This is a genomic window from Pseudomonas sp. OIL-1, assembly GCF_010669185.1.
GTDB classification, from domain to species: domain Bacteria; phylum Pseudomonadota; class Gammaproteobacteria; order Pseudomonadales; family Pseudomonadaceae; genus Halopseudomonas; species Halopseudomonas profundi.
In genome coordinates, this window is sequence record NZ_CP048629.1 from 1,383,972 (window position 1) to 1,405,232 (window position 21,261).

Sequence of the window (21,261 nt, forward strand, 5' to 3'; positions counted from 1 at the left end):
GCGCTATGGCGTGTCGAGCTCCGTCTCGACGAGCGATATCGCCGGCTAGCAAGCCGGTCAGGATGGAACCTGACCCCTCCAAGGCACGTGTGGTCTCAGGCTGCCAGCGCTGCCGACCCTCGCTCGCTATGGACGAAGCCGGCTCCCCGCAATTTACTCAATATAGCGCCTGATACATCTTGCGCCGATACTGAATGGTCAGCGGGTCGTCGTTCCCGAGCAGATCGAATACTTCCAGCATGCTGCGCTGCGGACTGTTGTCTGCATACCCGCGGTCGGTCTGGAACAGGAGCAGTAACGTAGCGAGAGCGGACTCGTAATTCCCATCGGCGAGATCGAGTATTGCCAGTTGATAGCTAGCTTCGCTGTCGCTTGCATCGGCCGCGCTGCGTGCCTCAAGCGAGGCTCGGCCGGGGAAACCGGCTGCCTCCCGCAGGAATCTGATCTGGGCCTTCAACCCGTTGATGGCCTGTTTATGGGCGTCCTTATCGGTAACCGAACCAATCACCTGTTCAGCATCGTCCAGCTGGTCGCCCGCTACTAGAGCTTTAGCCAGCAACACCAGTAACTCGTCATCCGGTTGTGCGTCAATCGCCTGTTGCAAGAGCGACTGGGCCTGTTGATAGGCGCCGGTAGCGATCAGTTCCCGCGCTTGGCCAGCCACATCCATCGACTCATCCTGCGGGACTTCGGCTGGCTCGGTGATATGCGGTGCGAGCATCGTGCGGATTGCGCTTTCAGGTTGCACACCCGCGAAGCCATCGACCGGTTGGCCGTCCTTGAACAGCACCACGGTGGGCAGGCTGCGAATACCGAAGCGCTCCGATAGAGCCGCCTGTGCGTCACAGTCCACCTTGGCCAGCAAGAGTTCGCCGCCGAGACTCTCGGTGATGGATGCCAAGACCGGCATCAGTGCCTTGCAGGGCGCGCACCACTCGGCCCAGAAATCGACCAGCACAGGTTTATGGAAGGAGTTTTCCAGAACGAAGCGGTCGAAATCCTCGGCGGTAACATCAAAAATATAAGGCGATTGGCTCATGGGGCTTCCAGGGCAAAGGTGGCTATCGGAGTAATATGGTGGCGAGTCAGGGATATTCAAGACCAGCGCAGTAGAGCGCAACCTGACGGAATTCCAGCGGTTCGCCGAGGTCAGGCAATGTCTGGCCGACCAGCGTGTCCAGGCGTCGATAACCCGGGTGACGAAGATCGCGAACGCGTGAGTCGGCGACCAGCACCTGATTGCTGCGCGCGGCGAAGTGATCGAGAAACACGCGGTTGGCCGCATCGTAAAGCACATCCGCAGCCAGGATCATATCCAGCTTGCCGTCGACCGCGAAAAAGTCCTCCGCGAGCTCGATGTCGAGCTCATTGAGTTCAGCATTCAACTGGCTGGCCCAGCGCGCCGGGGCATCCAGGTCGCAGGCAATGCTGGCGCGGGCACCGGCGGCGCGGCAGGCGAGGGCGACAATGCCCGATCCGGCGCCGAAATCCAGCACGCGCTTGCCGCGTACCTGTTCGGGATGGTCCAGCACCCAGCGGGCCAGCGCAAGGCCGCTGCCCCAGCAGAACCCCCAGTACGGAGGTTTATCGAGCAGGGCGCGCGTCTCCTGCTCGGCAAAGGCGCGATCCAGATTGACCGGATCCAGCAGCCACAGGCGCAATTCGGGCAGCCCCGGCAGCTCGGTAGGCACCAGACGCGCCTCGGTCAGCACCTCTTGCAGCGTGGTTTCGAGTTGATTCAACAGCATCGAGAGCATCTTGTAGGTCGTAAGGACGGGCAGTGTAACCCTTCGCAACGATTTATTAGCAGTCTGGTTGGGAGTAACATGGGGGCCGCTATTTCATCCTCAGGATTCCTCTATGCATTGTCCGTTCTGTGGCGCTCACGACACCAAGGTGATTGACTCCCGGCTGGTGACCGACGGGGATCAGGTACGCCGTCGCCGCGAGTGTCTGGCTTGTCAGGAGCGCTTTACCACCTTCGAGATTGCCGAGCTGGTGATGCCGCGGCTGGTCAAGCAGGACGGCCGCCGTCAGCCCTTCGATGAAGACAAGCTGCGTGCCGGCCTGCTACGGGCCCTGGAGAAACGCCCGGTGAGCGTGGAGGAAATCGAGGCTGCCATCAGCCGTATCAAGCATCGACTGCGCGCCACCGGCGAGCGTGAAATCAAGGCCATGGTGGTCGGCGAACTGGTGATGGACGAGCTCAAGCAGCTGGACGAAGTGGCCTATATCCGCTTTGCCTCGGTGTATCGCCGCTTCCAGGACCTGGATCAGTTCCGGGAAGAAATCGAACGCTTGTCGCGCCGTGAAAAGGCCGAGCCGGATGTCTGATCGTGACATTTGCGACCGCCAGATGATGTCCCGCGCCGTGCAGCTGGCAGCGCGCGGACTCTATACCACCGAACCTAACCCGCGCGTTGGCTGCGTGCTGGTGCGCGAGGGCGTAATCGTTGGCGAAGGCTGGCACGTGCGGGCAGGCGAAGGCCATGCAGAGGTTAATGCGCTGGCCATGGCGGGTGATAACGCCAGGGGCGCAACCGCCTACGTCACGCTTGAACCCTGCAGTCATTTCGGCAAGACGCCGCCCTGCGCCGATGGTCTGATCAAGGCGGGCGTGGCGCGGGTCGTCGCAGCCATGCAGGATCCCAACCCACAGGTTGCAGGTCGAGGCCTTACGCGTCTGCGCGACGCGGGTATCGACGTGCAGTGCGGCGTGCTGGAGAGCGAGGCGCGGGCGCTGAATCCGGGTTTCATCAAACGCATGGAAACCGGTCTGCCCTGGGTCCGCATGAAGCTGGCAATGAGCCTCGACGGGCGCACGGCAATGGCCAGCGGTGAAAGCCAATGGATTACCGGCACGGATGCGCGCGCTGATGTGCAGCGTCTCCGGGCGCGCAGCGGTGCGGTGATCAGCGGCGCAGACAGCGTGCTGCTGGATGATTCGGCGTTGACCGTGCGTGCCAGCGAGCTCGGATTACCTGAGGCCGAAGCAATCGCCGCCGCAGCGCGCCAACCGCTCAGGGTCCTGGTTGACGGGCGACTGCGGGTGCCACTGGAGAGCAGGCTGTTTCGCCAATCCGGTCCGGTGCTGGTGGCCTGTCGCACACTGCGAGGCCGTGTGCCGGATTACGGTTTCGCTGGTGCCGAATTGCTGTCCTTGCCAGACGAGGCCGGTGAAAAGGTTGATCTCGACGCCTTGTTGCGCGAGTTGGCCAGCCGTGGCTGCAATGAGGTGCTGGTTGAATCCGGCGCCGGATTGTCGGGCGCGTTCTACCGGGCCGGGCTGGTAGATGAATTGGTTGTGTATATGGCCCCCCGCTTGCTTGGCAGTCGCGGTCGTCCGCTGGTCGAGCTGCCCTTTGATTCCATGAGTGAAGCCCAGGATCTCGACATCATCGACATGCGTGCGGTCGGTCGGGACTGGCGCATCACCGCGCGACCGGTTTTTCCTTCCTGAGACAGTGATATGAGTGCAATTGAGGTCGTTCTGATTCTGCTGGCGGTGCTGGCTGTGGCAGGCGTAGTGCTGGAAGAGGTTACCCATGTAAGCAAGGCTATGGTGGTGCTGTTCTTCGGCACGCTGGCGTGGATTCTGATGTTTATTGCCGCGCCGGATGAACTGGCCCGTGCCAGGGTACAGGAGGCACTGAATCACAATATTCTGGATATTGCCGGGCTCTGGTTGTTCCTGATGGCGACCATGACCTTCGTGGCGTACCTGAACAAGAAAGGCCTGATTGACAGCGTCATCTTCAAGATACTGCCGACGCAGGTAAGCGAACGTAAACTGCTGTTTCTTACCGCGCTGTTCTGCTTCTTTTTCTCATCGATCGCCGACAATATCACTGCCACGCTGGTTTCCATGGCACTGGTGTTGAGCCTGCGACTGGAACTGCGCAAAACCTTGCGTTTCGCCACGCTGGTGGTGTTCTCGGTGAACTCCGGCGGGGTTGCGATGATTACTGGCGATGTCACCACCCTGATGATATTTCTTGCCGGCAAAGTTGAAATAACCCATCTGCTATTTCTGATCCTGCCCTCGCTGGCTGCGGTGCTGTTGCTGGCCACGCTGCTCTCCATCGGCATGAACGATCAGGTGGTCATCGACAAGAGCTCCAAGGTGCACTCGCAGAAGGTAGAGCGCGTTATCGCGGCTATTTTCCTGCTGACGATCATCGGGACAATCCTCGGCAGCCTGGTGTTCGACATTCCACCGCTGCTCAGTTTTCTGGGCGGGCTGGCGCTGATGTTTCTGGTAGCCCATTTTCTACACGAAGATGTTTCCAAGGATCCGATCCTGGAATATATCCGCGCCATCGAATTCGAGACGCTGCTGTTTTTCCTGGGCATCCTGTTGCTGGTCGGCATGTTGCAGTTTATTGGCGTGTTGCATGGCCTCACTGCGTTGTATGACGTGGTACCGGTGTTGTTCGCCAACTTCCTGATGGGCGTGCTGTCGGCACTGATCGACAACGTACCCCTGACCGCCGCGCTGCTGAAATCCGACCTCGAGATGAGCGTGGCTGAGTGGATGGGGCTGACTTATGCTGTCGGAGTGGGCGGTTCCCTGCTTATAATTGGCTCCGCCGCAGGCATCGTGGCGATGAGCAAGGTGCCGGGGCTGACCTTCATGTCTTATCTACGCAGCTTCGGCCTGCTGTTCCTTTCCTTCGCCGTCGGTTTCGTGGCGGTATATTTAACCGGATTGATGATCGAGTGACCGCGGGCTGACATCCAACCCCAATAGAGGCGTCTATGTTTACCGGCATTATCGAAGCGGTGGGCCAAATTCAGAGCATGCAACCGCGCAGCGGTGACGTGCGAGTGTATGTAAAGACCGGCAAACTGGATCTTGCCGATGTGAAGCTGGGCGACAGCATTGCCGTAAACGGCGTGTGTCTGACGGCGGTAGAGTTATCTGGCGACGGGTTCTGGGCGGATGTCAGCCAGGAAACCATGCGTCGTACTGCGTTTACCCGGCTCACGACCGGCAGCCAGGTCAACCTGGAGAAGGCGCTGACTGCGAGTACACGTCTGGGTGGTCACATGGTCAGCGGTCATGTTGATGGAGTCGGGCATGTACTGTCGCGTAGCGAAGAAGCACGCTCGGTGCGTTTTCGTATCGAAGCGCCCGCGGCACTGGCCAAATACATCGCCGAGAAAGGTTCGATTACGGTTGATGGCACCAGCCTCACCGTGAATTCGGTCGATGGCGCTGTGTTCGATCTGAATATCGTGCCGCATACCATTCAGGAGACGGTGATGGGTGAATACCAGCCCGGACACCCGGTCAATCTGGAGGTAGACGTTATTGCCCGTTATCTGGAGCGCCTGTTGCTCGGCGACAAGGCTGCCGAGTCCGGCTCAGGCAGCACAATCAACCTGGCTTTTCTGGCCGAAAACGGCTTTCTCAAGCCCTGAATTGCGAGCCCGGGAGGGCCTTATGAAACTGAATACAATCGAAGAACTGGTTGAAGATATCCGTCTGGGCAAGATGGTCATCCTCATGGATGACGAAGATCGCGAGAACGAAGGCGATCTGATCATGGCCGCCGAGGCCTGCCAGGCAGAGCATATCAACTTCATGGCGCGGCACGGTCGCGGCCTTATCTGCATGCCAATGAGCCTGGAGCATTGCGAGCGGCTCAAGTTACCGCTGATGGTTCAACGCAACAGCTCCGGTTTCGGCACCAAATTCACCGTTTCGATCGAGGCGGCTGAAGGGGTCACAACAGGTATTTCCGCAGCCGATCGGGCGCGCACTGTGCAGGCTGCCGCAGCGCGTGACGCGGTTGCTGAAGATATTGTCAGCCCCGGCCACATCTTCCCGCTGATGGCTCAGCCCGGCGGCGTGCTGGCGCGTGCCGGTCATACCGAAGCGGCTTGCGATCTGGCGCGGATGGCCGGGTTTGGTGAGTCCGGCGTAATCTGCGAGATCATGAACGAGGACGGCAGCATGTCACGCCGCCCCGAGCTTGAAGCCTTCGCCGAAGAACACGGTCTGAAAATCGGCACCATTGCCGACATGATTCACTATCGCCTGCTCAACGAGCACACCGTGCAGCGCCTTTCGGAACAACCGCTGGATACCGAGCTGGGCAGCTTCAACCTGGTCACCTACCGCGACAGCCTCGACGGTTCGGTGCATCTCGCGCTGACCCTTGGCGAAATCGAACCCGAAGAGCCGACCCTGGTGCGTGTCCATAACATGGATCCGCTCCGCGATCTGTTCATGGTCAAGCAGCCGGGCCGCTGGAGCTTGCGCGCCGCCATGGCCAAACTGGCCGAACAGGGTAATGGCGTGGTCCTGCTGCTGGGTAATCAGATGAACGGTGAAGAACTGTTGCACCATGTCAGGCAGCTGACCGGCGACGAAGCTCCGGCGCGGCGCCCGGCGACATACAACACTGTGGGCGCCGGCTCGCAGATCCTGCGCGACCTTGGCGTACGCAAGATGCGCCTGTTGTCCACGCCGATGAAGTTCAATGCCATATCCGGCTTCGACCTGGAAGTAGTAGAATATCTGCCCTGCGAATAAACGCATCGATTTGCGGCTGCGCCATGGAGTGCAGCCGGTTCTTTAAGAGAGAGTAAACATGACTGCTATCCGTACCATTGAAGGCGATTTCATTGCAGCCGACGGACGTTACGCACTGGTTGTAGGTCGCTTCAACAGTTTTGTGGTGGAAAGCCTCGTCGCTGGCGCCGTTGACACGCTCAAGCGCCACGGCGTCAAGGAAGCCGATATCACTATCATTCGGGTTCCCGGCGCCTTCGAGATTCCGCTCATGGTGCAGAAGGTAGCTGAGCTCAAGGACTTCGACGCCATCATCACTCTGGGCGCGGTCATTCGTGGCGGCACCCCGCACTTCGAATATGTCGCGGGCGAATGCGTCAAGGGCGTCGGCGCGGTGTCGCTGGACTTCGGCGTGCCGGTAGCTTTCGGTGTATTGACTGTCGACAGCATCGAGCAGGCCATTGAGCGTTCCGGCACCAAGGCTGGCAACAAGGGCGCTGAGGCAGCCTTGTCCGCAATCGAGATGGTCAGCGTGATCAAGCAGTTGGGGGCTTAAGTGAGCGATTCCGAGCAGCAACCGCCGGCGGCCGGTCGCCCCAAGGCTTCAGCGCGTCGCAAGGCGCGCAGCATGGCGGTGCAGGCGCTTTATTCCTGGCAGATCGCGGGCATGCCGTTGTCTGACATCGAGGCGCAGTTCCGTACCGACAATGACTTCAGCAAGGTTGATGGCGCCTATTTTCATGAGTTGCTCACCGGCGTGCCGCGCAATCTCACTGAGCTGGATGGCTATCTCGATAGCGTGCTGGACCGGCCGGTGAAGGATATTGACCCGATCGAGTTGGCGGTTCTGCGCATCGGCGTGTATGAACTGAGCAAGCGCATCGACGTCCCTTACAAGGTCGTTATCAACGAAGGCATCGAGATGGCCAAGATTTTTGGCGCTACCGATGGCCATAAATACGTCAACGGCATTCTCGACAAGCTGGCGCCACGCCTGCGCAGTGTCGAGGTCAACGCATCCCGCCGGGGGCGTTGAAGCCAACGGCTGGAGCGCAGTCATGCCGCTAGGGTCTGTTCCCGTTTCATCACGGCCGCGACGGAGGCCCGTTTGGTGCAGAACAAGGCGCGAGGAGCGTGATTTGGTTGTTCCAAATGAGCGACGAGTAACGCAGTGCTGCGCTAAACGGGCCCCGTCCCTTCGGGTGGGGCCGCCTAGGTTGCGTGTCAAATGACGCCATGCGGCGTTGCCGGACTTGACAAGGGAACAACCATTACCTGCGCCCCGCGCCTTGCGGATCGCCGCCCGGCCTGGCGCCATTTGACACAGCAACGCGGCTCGCGATGAAACGGGAACAGACCCTAGGTGAATTCGAACTGATCAAACGCTATTTCCGGGGCGCTGCCCTGGAAGCTGCCGGCGATCAGTCGGCCATTGCCCTGGGTATTGGTGACGATGCGGCCTTGCTGAACATCCCGTCCTACCGGCAGTTGGTGATCTCCACCGACTCGTTGGTACAGGACACGCATTTCCCCTCCAACTGTTCGCCGGATGATCTGGGTTACCGCGCGCTGGCGGTTGCCGTCAGTGATCTGGCGGCGATGGCTGCCCGGCCGCTGGCTTTCACGCTTGCTCTGACCCTGCCCGACGTTGAAGAAAACTGGCTGAACGATTTTGCCCGCGGCCTGGCTGAGGCGGCACAGGCATTTCAGATCAGTCTGATCGGCGGCGATACCACCCGCGGTCCATTGAATATCGGCGTTACCGTGTTCGGTGATGTACCGTGCGGGCTCGGTTTACAGCGCAGCGGTGCCATGCCCGGTGATTTGCTCTGTGTTGGAGGCCCGTTGGGTGATGGGGCCGGCGGTCTCGCTGTCGTGCTGGGGCAGGATATGCCCGCAACGCTATCGATCGCCGACCGGAATTACCTTTATCAGCGCTTCTGGCGGCCACGCGCTCAATGCGAGCTGGGACAGGCCTTGGCAGGTATCGCCAGCGCCGGACTGGATGTGTCGGATGGTCTGCTCGCTGATGCAGGCCACCTCGCCAGCCGTAGCGGTGTAGCCGTGCATATTGGTGCTGATGATCTCCCGCATTCGCCAGCGCTTGGTAATTGGCAAGCATCGCAACGGTTGCAGTGGATGTTGGGCGGTGGCGATGATTACGTGCTGCTGTTCAGCCTGCCGGCCTCCCATCGTGCTTCGCTTGATGAATGGCAAGCTCGTGGCTGGAGCGTCAGCGTAATCGGCGAAATCCGGGCCGGAGAGGGCGTCTGGCTGGACGAGGGCACGGGGCCGCAGCGCGTCGGGCGGCCAGCCGGCTACAACCATTTTCAAGGAGCCGAATAATATGGCTGACTTACGCGAGCCAACGCCCGCATCCATCTGGCGTAATCCGATTCATTTTCTGGCGTTCGGATTCGGTAGCGGCGCTGCGCCCAAGGCGCCCGGTACCTTTGGCACGCTGGCTGCCATGCCGTTCATATTGCTGTGGCAGCAGCTGCCGCCGGGTGGATACAGCCTGGTGCTGGTGCTCAGCACGCTACTCGGGATCTGGCTGTGTCACCGCACCGCGGCTGATCTGGGTGTGCATGACCATGGTGGTATCGTCTGGGACGAGTTTGTCGGCGTATGGATTGCCCTGTGGCTGGCGCCGGACGGTTGGGGATGGCTGGTTGCCGGCTTCGTGCTGTTCCGTTTGTTTGATATATGGAAGCCCTGGCCTATTGGCTGGGTGGATAGAAAGGTGCACGGCGGGCTGGGCATCATGCTCGATGATATTCTTGCTGGGTTCATGGCGTTGATCGTGCTGCTGATTGCCGAGTTCGCGCTGGGTCGGATTTGATTAACCGTAGGATGCATACTCGCGGCTGATCATTGCCGCGGCCTTGAGACTGACAATGGATGCCGCTCAATGAATATCCCGCACCGCTGCGCACTGTTCTTCACCTTGTTATTGATTGCTGGCCCGACATTGGCCGAACCCGCCATACGTGTTGTGGGGCTGTTCTCCGGCGCGGCGGTGGTGACCATCGATGGCCAGCGGCATATGCTCCGTGTTGGCAAGCCGGGACCGCAGGGCATAGAACTGCTCTCGGCCGACAGCAGCAGTGCTCGCCTGGCTATCAAGGGCAAGCCTCGGGAGTTTCGGCTGCAAAAGGATTTCTCGCAGAGCAATGCGCAGCAAGAGCAGCAACGGGTGATGGTGCCGCGCGGGCAGGGTGGTCATTTTCGCATTCAGGGCTCGATCAATGGCCACGGCGTCCCTTTTCTGATCGATACCGGCGCCACCAGCGTGGCGATGAACTCCGCTCATGCGCGGCGTCTGGGTATCGACTACAAGGTGACCGGTACCCGAGTGGGCGTGACCACCGCCAGCGGCATCGCGGACGGGTATCGCGTACGGCTGGACCGTATCAAGGCCGGCGAGATCGAGCTCTACAATATCGAAGGAATGGTGCTTGAGGGCAGCTACCCCACCGAAGTTCTGCTGGGTATGACGTTTCTCAGCCGGCTGCGCCTGGTCGACGAGGGCAATATATTGGTCATGGAGCGCCGATACTGATCTCCGTCAGCGTTGCTTCGCCTACGACTGCAATCGCCGCGCCCCCGTCACTCTGATAATATGTATGCCCTTTTATTGCAGTGGTCCACACAGGAGACCGGTGTGCCTGTCACCTTCGTCGCGTCATCCCAACTCCCCACCCAGTGGGGTACTTTCACCATGCATGGCTTCCTCGAACCGGGAACTGGCAAGGAACACGTGGTGCTCACAATGGGAGATGTAGCGGATGGCCGCCCGGTGTTGGGACGCTTGCATTCCGAGTGCCTGACCGGCGACGCGCTATTCAGTCTGCGCTGTGATTGCGGCTTTCAGCTCGAAGCCGCACTCAAGGCTATTGCCGAAGAGGGCCGCGGCGCGCTGTTCTATCTGCGACAGGAAGGTCGCGGCATCGGTCTGATGAACAAGATTCGCGCTTACCACTTGCAGGATAACGGCGCCGACACCGTCGAAGCCAACGTCCAGTTGGGGTTCGGTGCGGATCAGCGCGATTATGCCATCTGCAAGCCCATGCTGGCCCACTTGGGCATTACCAGTCTCAAGCTGCTTACCAACAATCCACGCAAGGTCAAGGCGTTGGAAAGTTTCGGTATTCCGGTGGTCGAGCGTCTGCCATTGCAGTTTGGCGAAAACCCCCACAACAGCAAATATCTCGCGACCAAGGCGGGCAAGTTGGGCCATCTGCTCGGCAAGCTTCATCAAGCCGAGGCAGACTGATGCTGGACACTCATACTCATTGGAAGGCGCTGCAGCGTAACTGGCGCATGCAGTGCGCCGCCTCATTGTTGTTGCCCATTGCCCTGGTCTGGTTGCTGGGTGATAACTGGCAGCCGGTGCTGGACAACGCCGCAGTGCCCATCTTCATAGTCGGACTGGCCAGCACATTGCTCACGGTGTGGCGCTTCCGACAATACCGGTTCGCGCTGGTCGAAGCCGATAACAATGGCGACTCCCCTGCAGCCGAACAGGCCTGGGCTCGATTGCACCATCAACAATTGCTCGGGCTGCTGAATGCGAAGCTGCCGGGCTGGATCGGGATGCTGCATTACGTTGCCGTTGGTGAAATCGTACCGCTGATTCTGCTGGTACTGGCCAGCCAGGGCGCCATGTTGCTCTATCGTCCTCCGACGGCCCGGATGCAGTGATGCGTGGCTGGCTCTTGGCTGGCTTGTTTTTCCACAGTATCTGCGTACCCGCTGCCGAGCGCGTGGTCAGTCTGGCTCCGTTTCTCACCGACATTGTCATCATGCTCGACGCAACGGAGCGGTTGGTGGGTGTGCTCGACGAAGGGCAACGCTCCGCGGAGCTCGACGCTGTACCGCGCGTGGGTGGCCATCAAAGCCTGTCGCTGGAATTGATCGTCTCGCAGAAACCTGACCTGGTGTTGGCATGGGAGTCCGGCAATCCGCCGGCTTTGCTCAGTCGTCTGGAGGGTTGGGGCATCCAGGTGCTGCGTTTCGACCCGAAGGATCTCGAGAGTATCGCCTCGGCGGTCGAGCAATTGGGAGATGTACTTCAGGTTGCCGAGCGGGCCGCTGCTGTGACTGGGCGCTACAATGCGGCGCTATCGCAACTCGCGGTGCCGGTGGGCGATGATGCGCCCCGCGTATTTATCCAGCTATGGGACGATCCGATATACACCGTCAGCGGAAACCAGCTGATTGGTGATGCGGTCAATCACTGCGGTGGGATCAATGTATTCGATGCTTTGCCAGGATTGGCTCCGCAGGTCGGCCGGGAGGGCGTGCTGGCGGCTAACCCTGATCTGATTCTGGTTCTGGCAGACGACGGCAAGGCCGTAACAGAATGGCTCGACCGTTGGCGGCGGTTTCCGCAACTCAATGCGGTGCGCCAGGACGGCTTGCATGTGCTCGACAGTGACCGCCTGGTTCGACCGACGCCAGATGTGCTGGATGGCGTTGCGCAACTTTGCGAATTGATCGCGCGTCAGCGCGAATTGTCGCGGGCCGCCAATTGAGGCGTCGCTTGCTGTGGCTCGCCGGGACAGGCTGATCCGGTATCGTTCAGGCCTTGCGCTTGAGCTTCCAGCGAGGCTTTAGCAACACCATTTCTCCAATGCAATTTGATGACATAGACACTGTCGAAGTCTTCCCGGTGCCAGCGGTCGACGGCCAGGCTTTCGTCCGCGTCCACCTCCTCCAGCAGCTCGTTCATGATTTCCGACACGTATCCCCGGGACCAGGCGGTGTAAATGGTGCTGTTGCGGTACTGCGGGTCGGTCAGCTCATCCACGATATCCCCGACGTCGTTGGCATTGAACGAGGTGTTTATCGGTAGCCCGTGGGCAATAGCAGTGGGGGCGATGGTCAGCAGTGGGCGCAGGTAGTTGAATTCCGCGTCGTCCGGTCCTTCTTCCACCCTTCTGTCGGGATTGGCGGCAAATACGTAATCAGGCGCGCCGAAGCGTTCCGGAAGTAATGCGGGCAAGGCCAGGGAACGGTTCAGGCCCTGGCAGTTCAGCTGTCCAAGCCCATCGTTAGGCTTCTCGGCATGCCGTAGAAAAACCAGCGTCTGCAAGGCCTCTTCGGGCTCAGGTGTACTGTCGAGCCCTGTGTAAACCAGCCAGGAGATGGCCAGCAAGGGAACGACGATGAGTGCGCGGGTACGGTTGTTGAACATGGAAGACTGCCGGCGACTTGGGGGTTAGCCCAAGTATCGACAGTATTTATTGCAGGAAGTTTTCAGTACTAGACAAAGGGTGATCAGCTCTGTCGGAAACGTCAGTCTTACAGGCACCTGGGGGAGCACCTGCAAGCGCCCGGCAGCTTTGCGGCTGCCGGCTGCCCTGACGCTAGATCTCCGGGGTCCAGCTCACAGCGAGTCGTGCATTCAGTCCTTCCTCTTGATACGCATAGGTTCGACCGCCGGTGCTGTAGTTCGCCACGCCGTAATCCCGTTCAAGCACATTGCTAAGCTTGGCATCCAGACGCAGGCTGGACGTAGCGCGCCAATGACCGCGCAGCTCCAGAGTGCCAAAGCCAGGCAGCCGCTGCTCGTTTTCACGATCGTTGAATCGCTCGCTATTGGCGATCACGCTGAAGCCTACGCCGAACGAGCCAAGCTGACGGTCTGCGTCCAGACTCAGCGTTCGCTTGGAGCGTCGTGGCAGTTGATTGCCGGTACTGCGCTCACGCGGGTCCAGCCAGGCAGCGGCCAACAAGGTATCCCAGCCAAACAGATGCTTGCCAAGGCTGGCTTCGAGTCCGTGGATGCGCGCTTGGCTGATGTTCTGGGCAACGAAAAATGGATCCAGAAGGATCATGTCGTCAATATCAGTGCGGTACGCCGCCACCTGCAACTCAGCGCCATCGTGCTGGCCGCGCCATTGCAACTCATAGGTCTGTGATTCTTCAGGCTGGAGCAGCGGGTTAGCGCCGAAGCTCGTGTACAGGTCGTTGAAGGTCGGTGCGCGGAAGCCTTCACCGTAGGACGCGACAAGCTGCTGGTTAGCGGTCACAGGCAGGATTACAGCGGCATTGAAAGCATTGTGGTGGCCGAACTGCTCGTTATCATCATGCCGCCAGCCGAGCTCGGTGGTGAAGCCTTCGCCCTTGAACTGATGCTGGATAAAGGCTGCATTGTTGTAGCGCTCGGTCTGCGTGAATGCGGAGTTGCTCCGCAAGCGATCTTCATACCAGTCGATGCCCAGCTGTAGCCGATGCTGATCGCCTACGCTCAACGTATTCAGCCAGCTGGCTGAGTCGCGGTAGGTGTTGTAGGTATAAGTGGCCAGGTCATAGATGCTGTCGCGTTTATCCTCGGCATGTCCGGCCTCCAGACGGGTCGTCCAGGCTTCGCTTACATCCCACTGCAGGTGCGTCGAGACCGTGCTCAGCGCGAAATCATCCTCGGGGTTTCCGAACAGATCATATTCAGTATTGCCTGTCTGTTCGGCGAGCTTGATGCCACCGCTAAGTCTGTCGCTGAAGTTGTGGTTGAGGCTGAGATTGAAAGCGCGGTTCCGGAATCCGTCGCGGTCTTCATCGCCGCCGGTGTTGTGGCGGGTGCGATCTATGCCGGCTGTTTCGCTGAGCGTGGCGCCGAGGTCGAAGGTGGTGCGCTGGTCGCCGCCGGAAAGGCCGGCACTGCGAACGAAGCTCTGATTGCTGCCGACTCCGAGTTTGAGTCGCGGACGAAGGCCGGGCTCGCCCTGGCGGGTGAATATCTGAATCACGCCGCCGATTGCATCAGATCCGTAAACGGCTGAGCGAGGGCCGCGGATCACTTCGATACGCTCGATCTGTTCGATATCGAGGAACTCGAGACTTGGCTGTCCCGCTGAAGCGCTGCTGATGCGTTGTCCGTCGACCAGCACCAGCGTCTGGGTTGCACTGGTCCCGCGTAACGATAATGTAGTCAGGCTCCCAAGCCCGCCATTGGTGGTCAGCGAAGCGCCTGGTACACGGCGTAGCAGATCAGCCACACTGGACGGCTGCAGACGTTCGATATCGGCGCGATCAAATATACTACTCGCGGCGGGGCTGCTCATTGTCGGCTGTGCCATGCGCGAGGCAGTAACTACCGTATCCGGCAAGTCGAGGCTATTGGCTGCAGTGACGGCGGACGCCAGCATGGCGGGAAAAAACAGGGCGAACTTGTTCATGTTGATCCTCAAAAGAAGCTTTTGAGGAGGGCGAGGAGCCAGTGGAGTTGCCTGTGACGGAGGGCAGCATGCACCGACCGGGTGACGCCCTCCGCGACACCTCAGCTACGAATCCATCCAGCGCGCCCACAAGGACATATCGCACCGAATAGAGTCTTCGCACAGGGCCGGTCTCCGGGCTCAGGATCGTGGGATTCTCTTGGTGAAAATCCCCAGGATAATGTCGCCTTCCCATGTACGAAACACAGTGGCGGATGACATTACCGGCAGGCAGGCCTGCGATCCTTTACCGTTGCGGGGGCAGCGTCGGGGTTGCACCGACTTCCCGTTTCACCTGGCAGTTTGAACTACCAGGCACCCAGTGCGACTGGAAGCGGAGAGGACTCTAGGCGCTTTGCCAGTAGAGGTCAAGCGTGGTTGATGACGGGGGGGAGGGAAAGCCTGTCGCGAATCGAGCGCTCGATGCCGGCTGCATCCAGCCCGCATTCGGCAAGCATTTCCGAGGGCTTGGCATGTTCGACGTAAATATCCGGCAATCCCAGATTGAGTACCGGCTGATTGATGCCATGAGCCATGAGCCATTCATTCACCGCACTGCCGGCACCACCCATCACGGCGTTTTCTTCAAGCGTGACCAGCAGCTCGTGCTGCTCGATCAGCTGATTGATCAGCTCGGTGTCCAGTGGTTTCACAAAGCGCATGTTGGCCACTGTTGCGTTGAGCGCTTCAGCAGCGACCAGCGCATTGGCATGCAGGGTGCCGAAACACAGAATGGCTACTCGCTGACCCTGACGGGTGACGATGCCCTTTCCGATGGGGAGGGGCTGAAGCATGGAATCTATGGCTACGCCTGTGCCGGTACCGCGCGGATAGCGCACGGCGGTCGGGCCGTGGTGCAGAAAGCCGGTCGTCAACATCTGCCGGGTCTCATTCTCGTCGGCTGGCGCCATGATCATCATGTTCGGCAGGCAGCGCAGGAACGACAGATCGAAGCTGCCGGCGTGGGTCGGGCCGTCTTCGCCTACCAATCCGGCACGGTCGATGGCAAACAACACGTCAAGATTCTGCACGGCGACATCGTGAACGACCTGGTCATAGGCCCGTTGCAGGAAGGTAGAGTAGATCGCGACCACTGGCTTCACACCGTCACAGGCCATGCCCGCCGCCAGGGTCACTGCATGCTGCTCAGCGATGGCGACGTCGAAATACCTGTCGGGGAAGCGCTCACTGAAAGCGACCAGATCCGAGCCTTCTTTCATAGCCGGTGTGATACCGACCAGGCGTTTATCGAGCGCAGCCATATCGCACAACCATTGACCGAATACTGCTGAGTACTTCAGCTTCGCCGGGCCGCTTGGAGGGCTGGCGGAGCGGGAGGGCTCCAGCTTGGTAATGGCATGATAGCCAATGGGATCTGCTTCGGCAGGAGAGAAGCCCTTGCCCTTCTGTGTGACCACGTGCAGTAGTTGCGGACCGGGCAACCCACGCATATTGCGCAGGGTGCTGATCAGCAGCGGCAAGTCATGACCATCGATGGGGCCGATATAGTTCCAGCCCAGCTCTTCAAACAGAGTGCCAGGTACCAGCATGCCCTTGGCATGCTCTTCGGTACGACGCGCCAGTTCCCACGCCTTTGGAATCTTGGAAAGCACTTTGCGGCTGCCTTCTCGCATATGCGAATAGGTGCGGCTGGAAAGAATCTTCGCCAGATAGTTGGACAGTCCGCCAACATTTCGCGAAATCGACATGTCATTGTCGTTCAATACCACCAGCATGTCGGCGCCGACATCGGAGGCGTGGTTCAGGGCTTCAAAGGCCATGCCGGCGGTCATCGCGCCATCGCCAATCACAGCGACCGAGCGGCGATCCAGTCCTTGCAGGCGCGATGCGATAGCCATGCCCAGAGCGGCACTGATCGAGGTACTGGAATGCCCGACACCAAAGGTGTCGTAGGGACTTTCAGCGCGCCGGGGGAAAGCTGCGAGACCCTCCTTCTGCCTCAGGGTATGCATCAATTCGCGGCGACCGGTCAGGATTTTATGCGGATAGGCTTGATGGCCGACGTCCCATACCAGCCGATCTTCAGGCGTCTGGTAGACGTAATGCAGCGCGAGGGTCAGTTCGATGACGCCCAGCCCGGCACCAAAATGCCCGCCGGTCTGGCCGACGGTCCACAATAAAAAGGCGCGCAGCTCGTCGGCCAGCTGCGGAAGGGATTCTTCATCCATACCGCGCAGAACGTCGGTGTCGCTGATGCGGTCCAGCAGCGGAGTGCTGGGACGCTCAAGAGGTATCTCGTGGAAAGTGCTAGGCATCAAACAGGGCTCTTGTGGCCACGCCCGGTGGCAAGAAAATAAACGAGCAGTTTACCCGATGCAGGTCAATAGCCCAACCTTGGCTTACCGGCGGTTCAGAATTGGCGTTTGATTATATAGTCCGCCACTTGCCGAAGCCGGTCGGCACCGGCATCGAAGGGCTGCAAGGCTGAGATGGCCTGGTCGCGCAGCTCACTCGCCAGATTATGTGCCCCTTGCAGGCCAAGCAGGGCAGGATAGGTCGGCTTGTCGCGGGCTGCATCAGCGCCCTGTTGTTTGCCGAGTATGCTGGTTTCACTTTCGACATCCAGGATATCGTCCTGAACCTGAAAGGCGAGACCGATGGCGCCGGCATAGTCGTTGAGTGCTGTCAGCTGTTGCTCGGAAGCCTTGCCGCTAGCCAGGGCGCCAAGCTGAATGCTGGCGCATATCAAGGCTCCGGTTTTGTGGCGGTGCATATCTTCCAGGGTTTGTACGTCCAGCTGCTGGCCCACTGCAGCGAGGTCGATAGCCTGACCACCGACCATGCCGCGGGGGCCGGCAGCTGCGGCGAGTATCTGCACCATGCGCAGACGCGTTTCTGCGGGTATGTGCTCCGCGCCGCTCAGCCATTCGAAGGCCTGAGCCTGGAGGGCATCCCCTGCCAATATCGCGGTCGCTTCGTTGTAGGCGCGATGACAGGTGGGTTGGCCGCGGCGCAAATCATCGTCGTCCATGGCCGGTAGATCGTCATGAATCAGCGAATAGGCGTGAATCAGCTCAGCCGCGGCTGCGGCGACATCGGCCTGCTCCGGCTGACCGTCGAGCGCTTCACAACTGGCATAGGCCAATAGCGGACGCACGCGCTTACCACCGATGGTGACGCTGTAACGCATCGCCGAAAACAACTGTTCGAGACGGGGGTGGTTATTGTCGAAGCGCCGAGTCAGATAGCCATTGATACGGGCTTGGCAATGGCGCAGGTAACTATCAAAGTCACTCATCCGGGGTGTTATCCAGCGGCAGCGTCGTTGGGGTGCCATTCTGCTCCACCAGCTGCTGGACCTTCTGCTCGGCTTGTGTGAGCGCGAGCTGGCAATCGCGCGTGAGTGCCACGCCTTGCTCGAAGGCAGTGAGGGAATCCTCGAGGCTGAGTTCGCCACTTTCCAAGCGTTCTACCAGTTGCTGCAATGCACCTAGTGACTGCTCGAAATCGATGGGTTTCTTTCGGGCCATGATGATTACCTCGGTTGGGCTGATCCGCTCGGGCTGAACCTTACCCAAGCCCGCTGAGCCGGTCAATCAGCCGTATATGACATAGAAATAATACAGGCTCAGGCCCCAGCCGATGGCGATGACCAGCCAGCGCAGCCAGGCATCAGGCAAAGCGCGAGCAAACAGCCCGCCGGCATAGCCGCCGCTGACCGTTCCTACCAGCATGATCAGCAAGGCCGGCCAGTGAATCGCACCAGCGATGATGAAAGTCACGGCCGCTACGCTGTAGATAGTAGAAGACATGAGGTTCTTGATGGCATTGATTTCCAGCACTTCGGTACGACCGGAGATGGCCAGGCTGGCAATCATCAGAATGCCCATACCGGCACCAAAGAATCCGCCGTAGATTGATACGAGTAACTGGCAGACGAAACCGGTCGGTCCGATGCGGTTTTCGCTTTGGAGTTCTTCGCCTTTGCGTACAAGCCGGCCGAGTTGCCTGCTGAAAGTGAATAGCAGTGTAGCCACCAGTAGAAGCCACGGGATCAATAACGTGAAGGTCTGATCAGTGGTGATCAGCAGGATCAGGCCACCCACTAAACCGCCAATCAGCGCAGCGACCATCAATGGCAGTAAATAGCTGCGCAGCGGTAATCGACGCAATACACGACGGTTGGCCATGGCAGCGGAAAGGCTTGCCGGCCACAGAGCGACGGCGTTCGTTGCGTTCGCGCTGACGGGGGCGATACCGGCGGCGAGCAGGGCGGGAAACGAGAAGAAGGTGCCGCCTCCCGCCAAAGCGTTCATCGCGCCGGCGGCAAAGCCTCCCATGGCGATCAATACTACATGCCAGTAGTCCATGTGATCCCTATCTCAGCACCAGCTGTTTTCGTCCGGTTCCACCGAACAGGGTACCTGTTTCTAGAAATCACCCCAGAGATGCTGGGCAATGCTCAGAGCGACAACCGGAGCGGTCTCGGTACGTAATACCCGTGGGCCGAAACGCGTGGCATGGAAGCCCGTTTTTTCGGCGCGGGCTATTTCATCAGCGCTTAACCCACCTTCGGGACCTATCAACAGAGCAAGGCTCTTGGGCGGCTGAATGCTGGTCAGATTCTCATCGGTACGGTGATGCATTACCAGGCGCAGGTCGGCCTCGACGCTGGTGAGCCAGTCATCCACTGCAGTAGGCGGGTTTATCCGCGGCACGACGCTACGGCCGCATTGTTCGCAGGCACTGACAGCGATCTGTTGCCAGTGGTTCTGCCGCTTTTCTGCCCGCTCACCCTGCAGCTTCACTTCGCAGCGCTCGGTAGACAGCGGCGTGATTTCGGCCGCTCCAAGCTCCACGGCCTTCTGAATCACCCAATCCATGCGTTCCCCGCGGGACATCGCCTGACCGAGATGAATACGCAGAGACGACTCCGGCAAACCGGGTATGGGTGCATCCAGCCGCACGATCACTTCCCGCTTGCTGACCTGAATGATTTCTCCCGCCCACTCCTGGCCTGAACCATTGAAAATCTGCACCGGCGCTCCGGGTGCCAGGCGCAGCACCCGCCCGATGTAATGGGCAACATCGCCCGCGAGCGAATGTTCGCCCTCAGTCAGAAGTTGGTCCAGATAGAAGCGGGATACGCGCATGCAATCAGTCCCGCGTCGCCAGCTGGATACCTTCCCAGGCAACGCTTGCCAGGTGATCGATCTGATCCGGAGTAATGACGTAGGGAGGCATGAAGTACACTACATTGCCCAGCGGGCGCAGCAGGGATTCGTTCTTCAGGCCGTGTTGGTAGACACGGATGCCGCGGCGCTCCTGCCAGGGGAAGGGCGTGCGGCTGCGCTTGTCCTTGACCAACTCAATAGCCAGAACCATGCCGGTCTGGCGCACTTCCGCTACGTGCGGATGGTCAGTGAAATGGCTGGTCGCCTTGTTCATATGCGCTGCCAGGCTGCGGTTGGCCTGGATTACATCGTTCTGCTCGAGCAGGTCGAGAGTCGCCAGGGCCGCGGCGCAGGCCAGCGGATTGCCGGTATAGCTGTGAGAATGCAGAAACGCGCGCATGTTCTCATAGTCATCGTAAAAGGCGTCGTACACCTTGTCTGTCGTCAGGCACACAGCCATGGGGAGATACCCTCCGGTGAGCGCCTTGGACAGGCACAGGAAATCCGGACTGATATCGGCCTGCTCACAGGCGAACATCGAACCCGTTCGGCCGAAGCCGACGGCGATCTCATCATGGATCAGGTGCACGCCGTAGCGATCACAGGCTTCGCGCAGCAGCTTGAGGTAGACGGGATGATACATCCGCATACCGCCGGCGCACTGGATCAGCGGTTCGACAATGACAGCCGCGACCTCTTCATGATTCTCGGCGAGGGTTTTCTCCATGTGCTCGAACATCTGCCGGCTATGGGCTTCCCAGCTGACGCCCTCTTCGCGCTCGTAGCAATCGGGCGAAGGGACGGTGATCACATCCATCAACAGCGGTTCATAGGTTTGCTTGTACAGCGCTACGTCGCCCACAGCCAGCGCGGCGAGGGTCTCGCCGTGGTAGCTGTTGGACAGGGTAATAAAGCGCTTTTTCCGTGGTTGGCCGATGTTCAACCAATAATGGAAGCTCATTTTCAACGCGACTTCGATACAGGACGAGCCGTTGTCAGCATAGAAGCAGCGGGTGAGCGGGGCCGGCGTCATCTGGACCAGCCGTTCGGACAACTCGATTACCGAAGGATGACTGAAGCCGCTCAGAATGACGTGCTCAAGGGTGTCGAGCTGATCCTTGACTCGCTGATTGATATGCGGATTGGCATGGCCAAAAATATTGACCCACCAGGAACTCACGGCATCGAGATAGCGGTTGCCTTCGAAGTCATGCAGCCATACCCCTTCACCCCGTTGGATCGGGATGACCGGCATGTGTTCGTGATCTTTCATCTGGGTGCAGGGGTGCCAGAGCACAGAAATATCGCGCTGCATCCACTGATTGTTCAAGCCCATAATCGCCTCACCACGAGAAAATGATGCGGCGATTGTACATGAGCCGTT

23 protein-coding genes and 1 riboswitch are annotated in these 21,261 nt (G+C 59.6%); of the genes, 13 read left to right on the forward strand and 10 right to left on the reverse strand.

Translation table 11 applies throughout. From position 1 onward, the window contains the following. Positions 1–157: 157 nt before the first annotated feature. Together trxA and G3M63_RS06500 are read right to left on the reverse strand one after the other, a co-directional pair. Positions 158–1,039, reverse strand: a complete 882-nt coding sequence (trxA, locus tag G3M63_RS06495; protein WP_163982191.1) for a thioredoxin — start codon at positions 1,037–1,039, stop codon at positions 158–160. 46 nt (positions 1,040–1,085) lie between these two features. Beyond that, positions 1,086–1,748: a methyltransferase gene (locus G3M63_RS06500; protein ID WP_163982192.1), complete on the reverse strand. Its 663-nt coding sequence runs from the start codon at positions 1,746–1,748 to the stop codon at positions 1,086–1,088. Between the two features lie 112 nt (positions 1,749–1,860). Between G3M63_RS06500 and nrdR the strand changes: the two genes are divergently transcribed. The 13 genes from nrdR (at position 1,861) to G3M63_RS06565 (ending at position 12,057) form a co-directional block, all read left to right on the forward strand. Next, positions 1,861–2,334 carry a transcriptional regulator NrdR gene (gene nrdR, locus G3M63_RS06505; protein ID WP_150302307.1) on the forward strand — a complete coding sequence of 158 codons (474 nt, stop codon included), beginning with the start codon at positions 1,861–1,863 and terminating at the stop codon, positions 2,332–2,334. Then, entirely contained in the window at positions 2,327–3,460 is a 1,134-nt protein-coding gene (gene ribD, locus G3M63_RS06510) for a bifunctional diaminohydroxyphosphoribosylaminopyrimidine deaminase/5-amino-6-(5-phosphoribosylamino)uracil reductase RibD (protein WP_163982194.1), read from the forward strand. Before nrdR ends, ribD begins: the two co-directional genes overlap by 8 nt. Before the next feature lie 9 nt (positions 3,461–3,469). Continuing rightward, positions 3,470–4,723: a sodium:proton antiporter NhaD gene (gene nhaD / locus G3M63_RS06515; protein ID WP_163982196.1), complete on the forward strand. Its 1,254-nt coding sequence runs from the start codon at positions 3,470–3,472 to the stop codon at positions 4,721–4,723. A gap of 35 nt (positions 4,724–4,758) precedes the next feature. Continuing rightward, the gene (locus G3M63_RS06520; protein WP_163982198.1) at positions 4,759–5,424 is read left to right on the forward strand and encodes a riboflavin synthase; all 666 of its coding nucleotides are present in this window, start codon (positions 4,759–4,761) and stop codon (positions 5,422–5,424) included. 22 nt (positions 5,425–5,446) lie between these two features. Continuing rightward, positions 5,447–6,541: a bifunctional 3,4-dihydroxy-2-butanone-4-phosphate synthase/GTP cyclohydrolase II gene (gene ribBA / locus G3M63_RS06525; RefSeq protein ID WP_150302304.1), complete on the forward strand. Its 1,095-nt coding sequence runs from the start codon at positions 5,447–5,449 to the stop codon at positions 6,539–6,541. 58 nt (positions 6,542–6,599) lie between these two features. Beyond that, a complete protein-coding gene (gene ribE / locus G3M63_RS06530) occupies positions 6,600–7,076 on the forward strand; it encodes a 6,7-dimethyl-8-ribityllumazine synthase (protein ID WP_150302303.1) in 477 nt (158 codons plus the stop codon). Next, positions 7,077–7,556 (forward strand): transcription antitermination factor NusB, encoded by a 480-nt coding sequence (gene nusB, locus G3M63_RS06535; RefSeq protein WP_163982200.1) that lies wholly within the window; start codon positions 7,077–7,079, stop codon positions 7,554–7,556. 305 nt (positions 7,557–7,861) lie between these two features. Further along, complete coding sequence (gene thiL, locus G3M63_RS06540; RefSeq protein WP_163982201.1) at positions 7,862–8,866, forward strand: thiamine-phosphate kinase; 1,005 nt, start codon at positions 7,862–7,864, stop codon at positions 8,864–8,866. A 1-nt stretch (position 8,867) separates the two neighbouring features. Beyond that, positions 8,868–9,362 carry a phosphatidylglycerophosphatase A gene (locus G3M63_RS06545; RefSeq protein WP_163982203.1) on the forward strand — a complete coding sequence of 165 codons (495 nt, stop codon included), beginning with the start codon at positions 8,868–8,870 and terminating at the stop codon, positions 9,360–9,362. 69 nt (positions 9,363–9,431) lie between these two features. Then, positions 9,432–10,082: a TIGR02281 family clan AA aspartic protease gene (locus G3M63_RS06550; protein ID WP_163982205.1), complete on the forward strand. Its 651-nt coding sequence runs from the start codon at positions 9,432–9,434 to the stop codon at positions 10,080–10,082. A gap of 102 nt (positions 10,083–10,184) precedes the next feature. Then, positions 10,185–10,796, forward strand: coding sequence for a GTP cyclohydrolase II (gene ribA / locus G3M63_RS06555; RefSeq protein WP_150302298.1), 612 nt, complete (start codon positions 10,185–10,187; stop codon positions 10,794–10,796). After that, the gene (locus G3M63_RS06560) at positions 10,796–11,224 is read left to right on the forward strand and encodes a hypothetical protein (RefSeq protein WP_150302297.1); all 429 of its coding nucleotides are present in this window, start codon (positions 10,796–10,798) and stop codon (positions 11,222–11,224) included. The genes ribA and G3M63_RS06560 overlap by 1 nt, the downstream gene beginning before the upstream one ends. Further along, positions 11,224–12,057, forward strand: coding sequence for a cobalamin-binding protein (locus tag G3M63_RS06565; protein ID WP_163982207.1), 834 nt, complete (start codon positions 11,224–11,226; stop codon positions 12,055–12,057). Before G3M63_RS06560 ends, G3M63_RS06565 begins: the two co-directional genes overlap by 1 nt. On the opposite strand, the gene G3M63_RS06570 is transcribed toward G3M63_RS06565, so the two are convergent. From G3M63_RS06570 to G3M63_RS06605, 8 genes are all read right to left on the reverse strand, one after another. Continuing rightward, entirely contained in the window at positions 12,027–12,719 is a 693-nt protein-coding gene (locus G3M63_RS06570) for a histidine phosphatase family protein (protein ID WP_150302295.1), read from the reverse strand. The two genes, G3M63_RS06565 and G3M63_RS06570, sit on opposite strands and share 31 nt — an antisense overlap. Positions 12,720–12,891: 172 nt before the next feature. Continuing rightward, on the reverse strand, positions 12,892–14,703 hold the full coding sequence (locus G3M63_RS06575; protein WP_163982209.1) for a TonB-dependent receptor domain-containing protein: 1,812 nt from the start codon (positions 14,701–14,703) through the stop codon (positions 12,892–12,894). A gap of 147 nt (positions 14,704–14,850) precedes the next feature. Beyond that, positions 14,851–15,080: riboswitch (cobalamin riboswitch) on the reverse strand. A 30-nt stretch (positions 15,081–15,110) separates the two neighbouring features. Continuing rightward, positions 15,111–17,018: a 1-deoxy-D-xylulose-5-phosphate synthase gene (dxs, locus tag G3M63_RS06580; RefSeq protein ID WP_163982211.1), complete on the reverse strand. Its 1,908-nt coding sequence runs from the start codon at positions 17,016–17,018 to the stop codon at positions 15,111–15,113. A gap of 95 nt (positions 17,019–17,113) precedes the next feature. Further along, complete coding sequence (locus G3M63_RS06585; protein WP_150302292.1) at positions 17,114–18,001, reverse strand: polyprenyl synthetase family protein; 888 nt, start codon at positions 17,999–18,001, stop codon at positions 17,114–17,116. Next, positions 17,994–18,233: an exodeoxyribonuclease VII small subunit gene (locus G3M63_RS06590; protein WP_163982212.1), complete on the reverse strand. Its 240-nt coding sequence runs from the start codon at positions 18,231–18,233 to the stop codon at positions 17,994–17,996. The genes G3M63_RS06585 and G3M63_RS06590 overlap by 8 nt, the downstream gene beginning before the upstream one ends. A gap of 66 nt (positions 18,234–18,299) precedes the next feature. After that, the gene (locus G3M63_RS06595; protein ID WP_163982214.1) at positions 18,300–19,073 is read right to left on the reverse strand and encodes a sulfite exporter TauE/SafE family protein; all 774 of its coding nucleotides are present in this window, start codon (positions 19,071–19,073) and stop codon (positions 18,300–18,302) included. Between the two features lie 60 nt (positions 19,074–19,133). Continuing rightward, positions 19,134–19,856 (reverse strand): 16S rRNA (uracil(1498)-N(3))-methyltransferase, encoded by a 723-nt coding sequence (locus tag G3M63_RS06600; protein ID WP_163982216.1) that lies wholly within the window; start codon positions 19,854–19,856, stop codon positions 19,134–19,136. Between the two features lie 4 nt (positions 19,857–19,860). After that, the gene (locus G3M63_RS06605) at positions 19,861–21,213 is read right to left on the reverse strand and encodes an adenosylmethionine--8-amino-7-oxononanoate transaminase (protein ID WP_163982218.1); all 1,353 of its coding nucleotides are present in this window, start codon (positions 21,211–21,213) and stop codon (positions 19,861–19,863) included. Positions 21,214–21,261: the final 48 nt, after the last annotated feature.

Bases quoted from the DNA above. Each gene is read 5' to 3' on its own strand.
- G3M63_RS06500 (WP_163982192.1), bottom strand. From the start codon at position 1,748: ATGCTGTTGAATCAACTCGAAACCACGCTGCAAGAGGTGCTGACCGAG.
- nhaD (WP_163982196.1), top strand. From the start codon at position 3,470: ATGAGTGCAATTGAGGTCGTTCTGATTCTGCTGGCGGTGCTGGCTGTG.
- G3M63_RS06560 (WP_150302297.1), top strand. From the start codon at position 10,796: ATGCTGGACACTCATACTCATTGGAAGGCGCTGCAGCGTAACTGGCGC.
- G3M63_RS06590 (WP_163982212.1), bottom strand. From the start codon at position 18,233: ATGGCCCGAAAGAAACCCATCGATTTCGAGCAGTCACTAGGTGCATTG.
- G3M63_RS06565 (WP_163982207.1), top strand. From the start codon at position 11,224: ATGCGTGGCTGGCTCTTGGCTGGCTTGTTTTTCCACAGTATCTGCGTA.
- G3M63_RS06585 (WP_150302292.1), bottom strand. From the start codon at position 18,001: ATGAGTGACTTTGATAGTTACCTGCGCCATTGCCAAGCCCGTATCAAT.
- ribD (WP_163982194.1), top strand. From the start codon at position 2,327: ATGTCTGATCGTGACATTTGCGACCGCCAGATGATGTCCCGCGCCGTG.
- G3M63_RS06550 (WP_163982205.1), top strand. From the start codon at position 9,432: ATGAATATCCCGCACCGCTGCGCACTGTTCTTCACCTTGTTATTGATT.
- G3M63_RS06595 (WP_163982214.1), bottom strand. From the start codon at position 19,073: ATGGACTACTGGCATGTAGTATTGATCGCCATGGGAGGCTTTGCCGCC.
- G3M63_RS06600 (WP_163982216.1), bottom strand. From the start codon at position 19,856: ATGCGCGTATCCCGCTTCTATCTGGACCAACTTCTGACTGAGGGCGAA.
- G3M63_RS06545 (WP_163982203.1), top strand. From the start codon at position 8,868: ATGGCTGACTTACGCGAGCCAACGCCCGCATCCATCTGGCGTAATCCG.
- dxs (WP_163982211.1), bottom strand. From the start codon at position 17,018: ATGCCTAGCACTTTCCACGAGATACCTCTTGAGCGTCCCAGCACTCCG.
- thiL (WP_163982201.1), top strand. From the start codon at position 7,862: ATGAAACGGGAACAGACCCTAGGTGAATTCGAACTGATCAAACGCTAT.
- G3M63_RS06605 (WP_163982218.1), bottom strand. From the start codon at position 21,213: ATGGGCTTGAACAATCAGTGGATGCAGCGCGATATTTCTGTGCTCTGG.
- ribE (WP_150302303.1), top strand. From the start codon at position 6,600: ATGACTGCTATCCGTACCATTGAAGGCGATTTCATTGCAGCCGACGGA.
- trxA (WP_163982191.1), bottom strand. From the start codon at position 1,039: ATGAGCCAATCGCCTTATATTTTTGATGTTACCGCCGAGGATTTCGAC.
- G3M63_RS06520 (WP_163982198.1), top strand. From the start codon at position 4,759: ATGTTTACCGGCATTATCGAAGCGGTGGGCCAAATTCAGAGCATGCAA.
- nrdR (WP_150302307.1), top strand. From the start codon at position 1,861: ATGCATTGTCCGTTCTGTGGCGCTCACGACACCAAGGTGATTGACTCC.
- ribBA (WP_150302304.1), top strand. From the start codon at position 5,447: ATGAAACTGAATACAATCGAAGAACTGGTTGAAGATATCCGTCTGGGC.
- G3M63_RS06570 (WP_150302295.1), bottom strand. From the start codon at position 12,719: ATGTTCAACAACCGTACCCGCGCACTCATCGTCGTTCCCTTGCTGGCC.
- G3M63_RS06575 (WP_163982209.1), bottom strand. From the start codon at position 14,703: ATGAACAAGTTCGCCCTGTTTTTTCCCGCCATGCTGGCGTCCGCCGTC.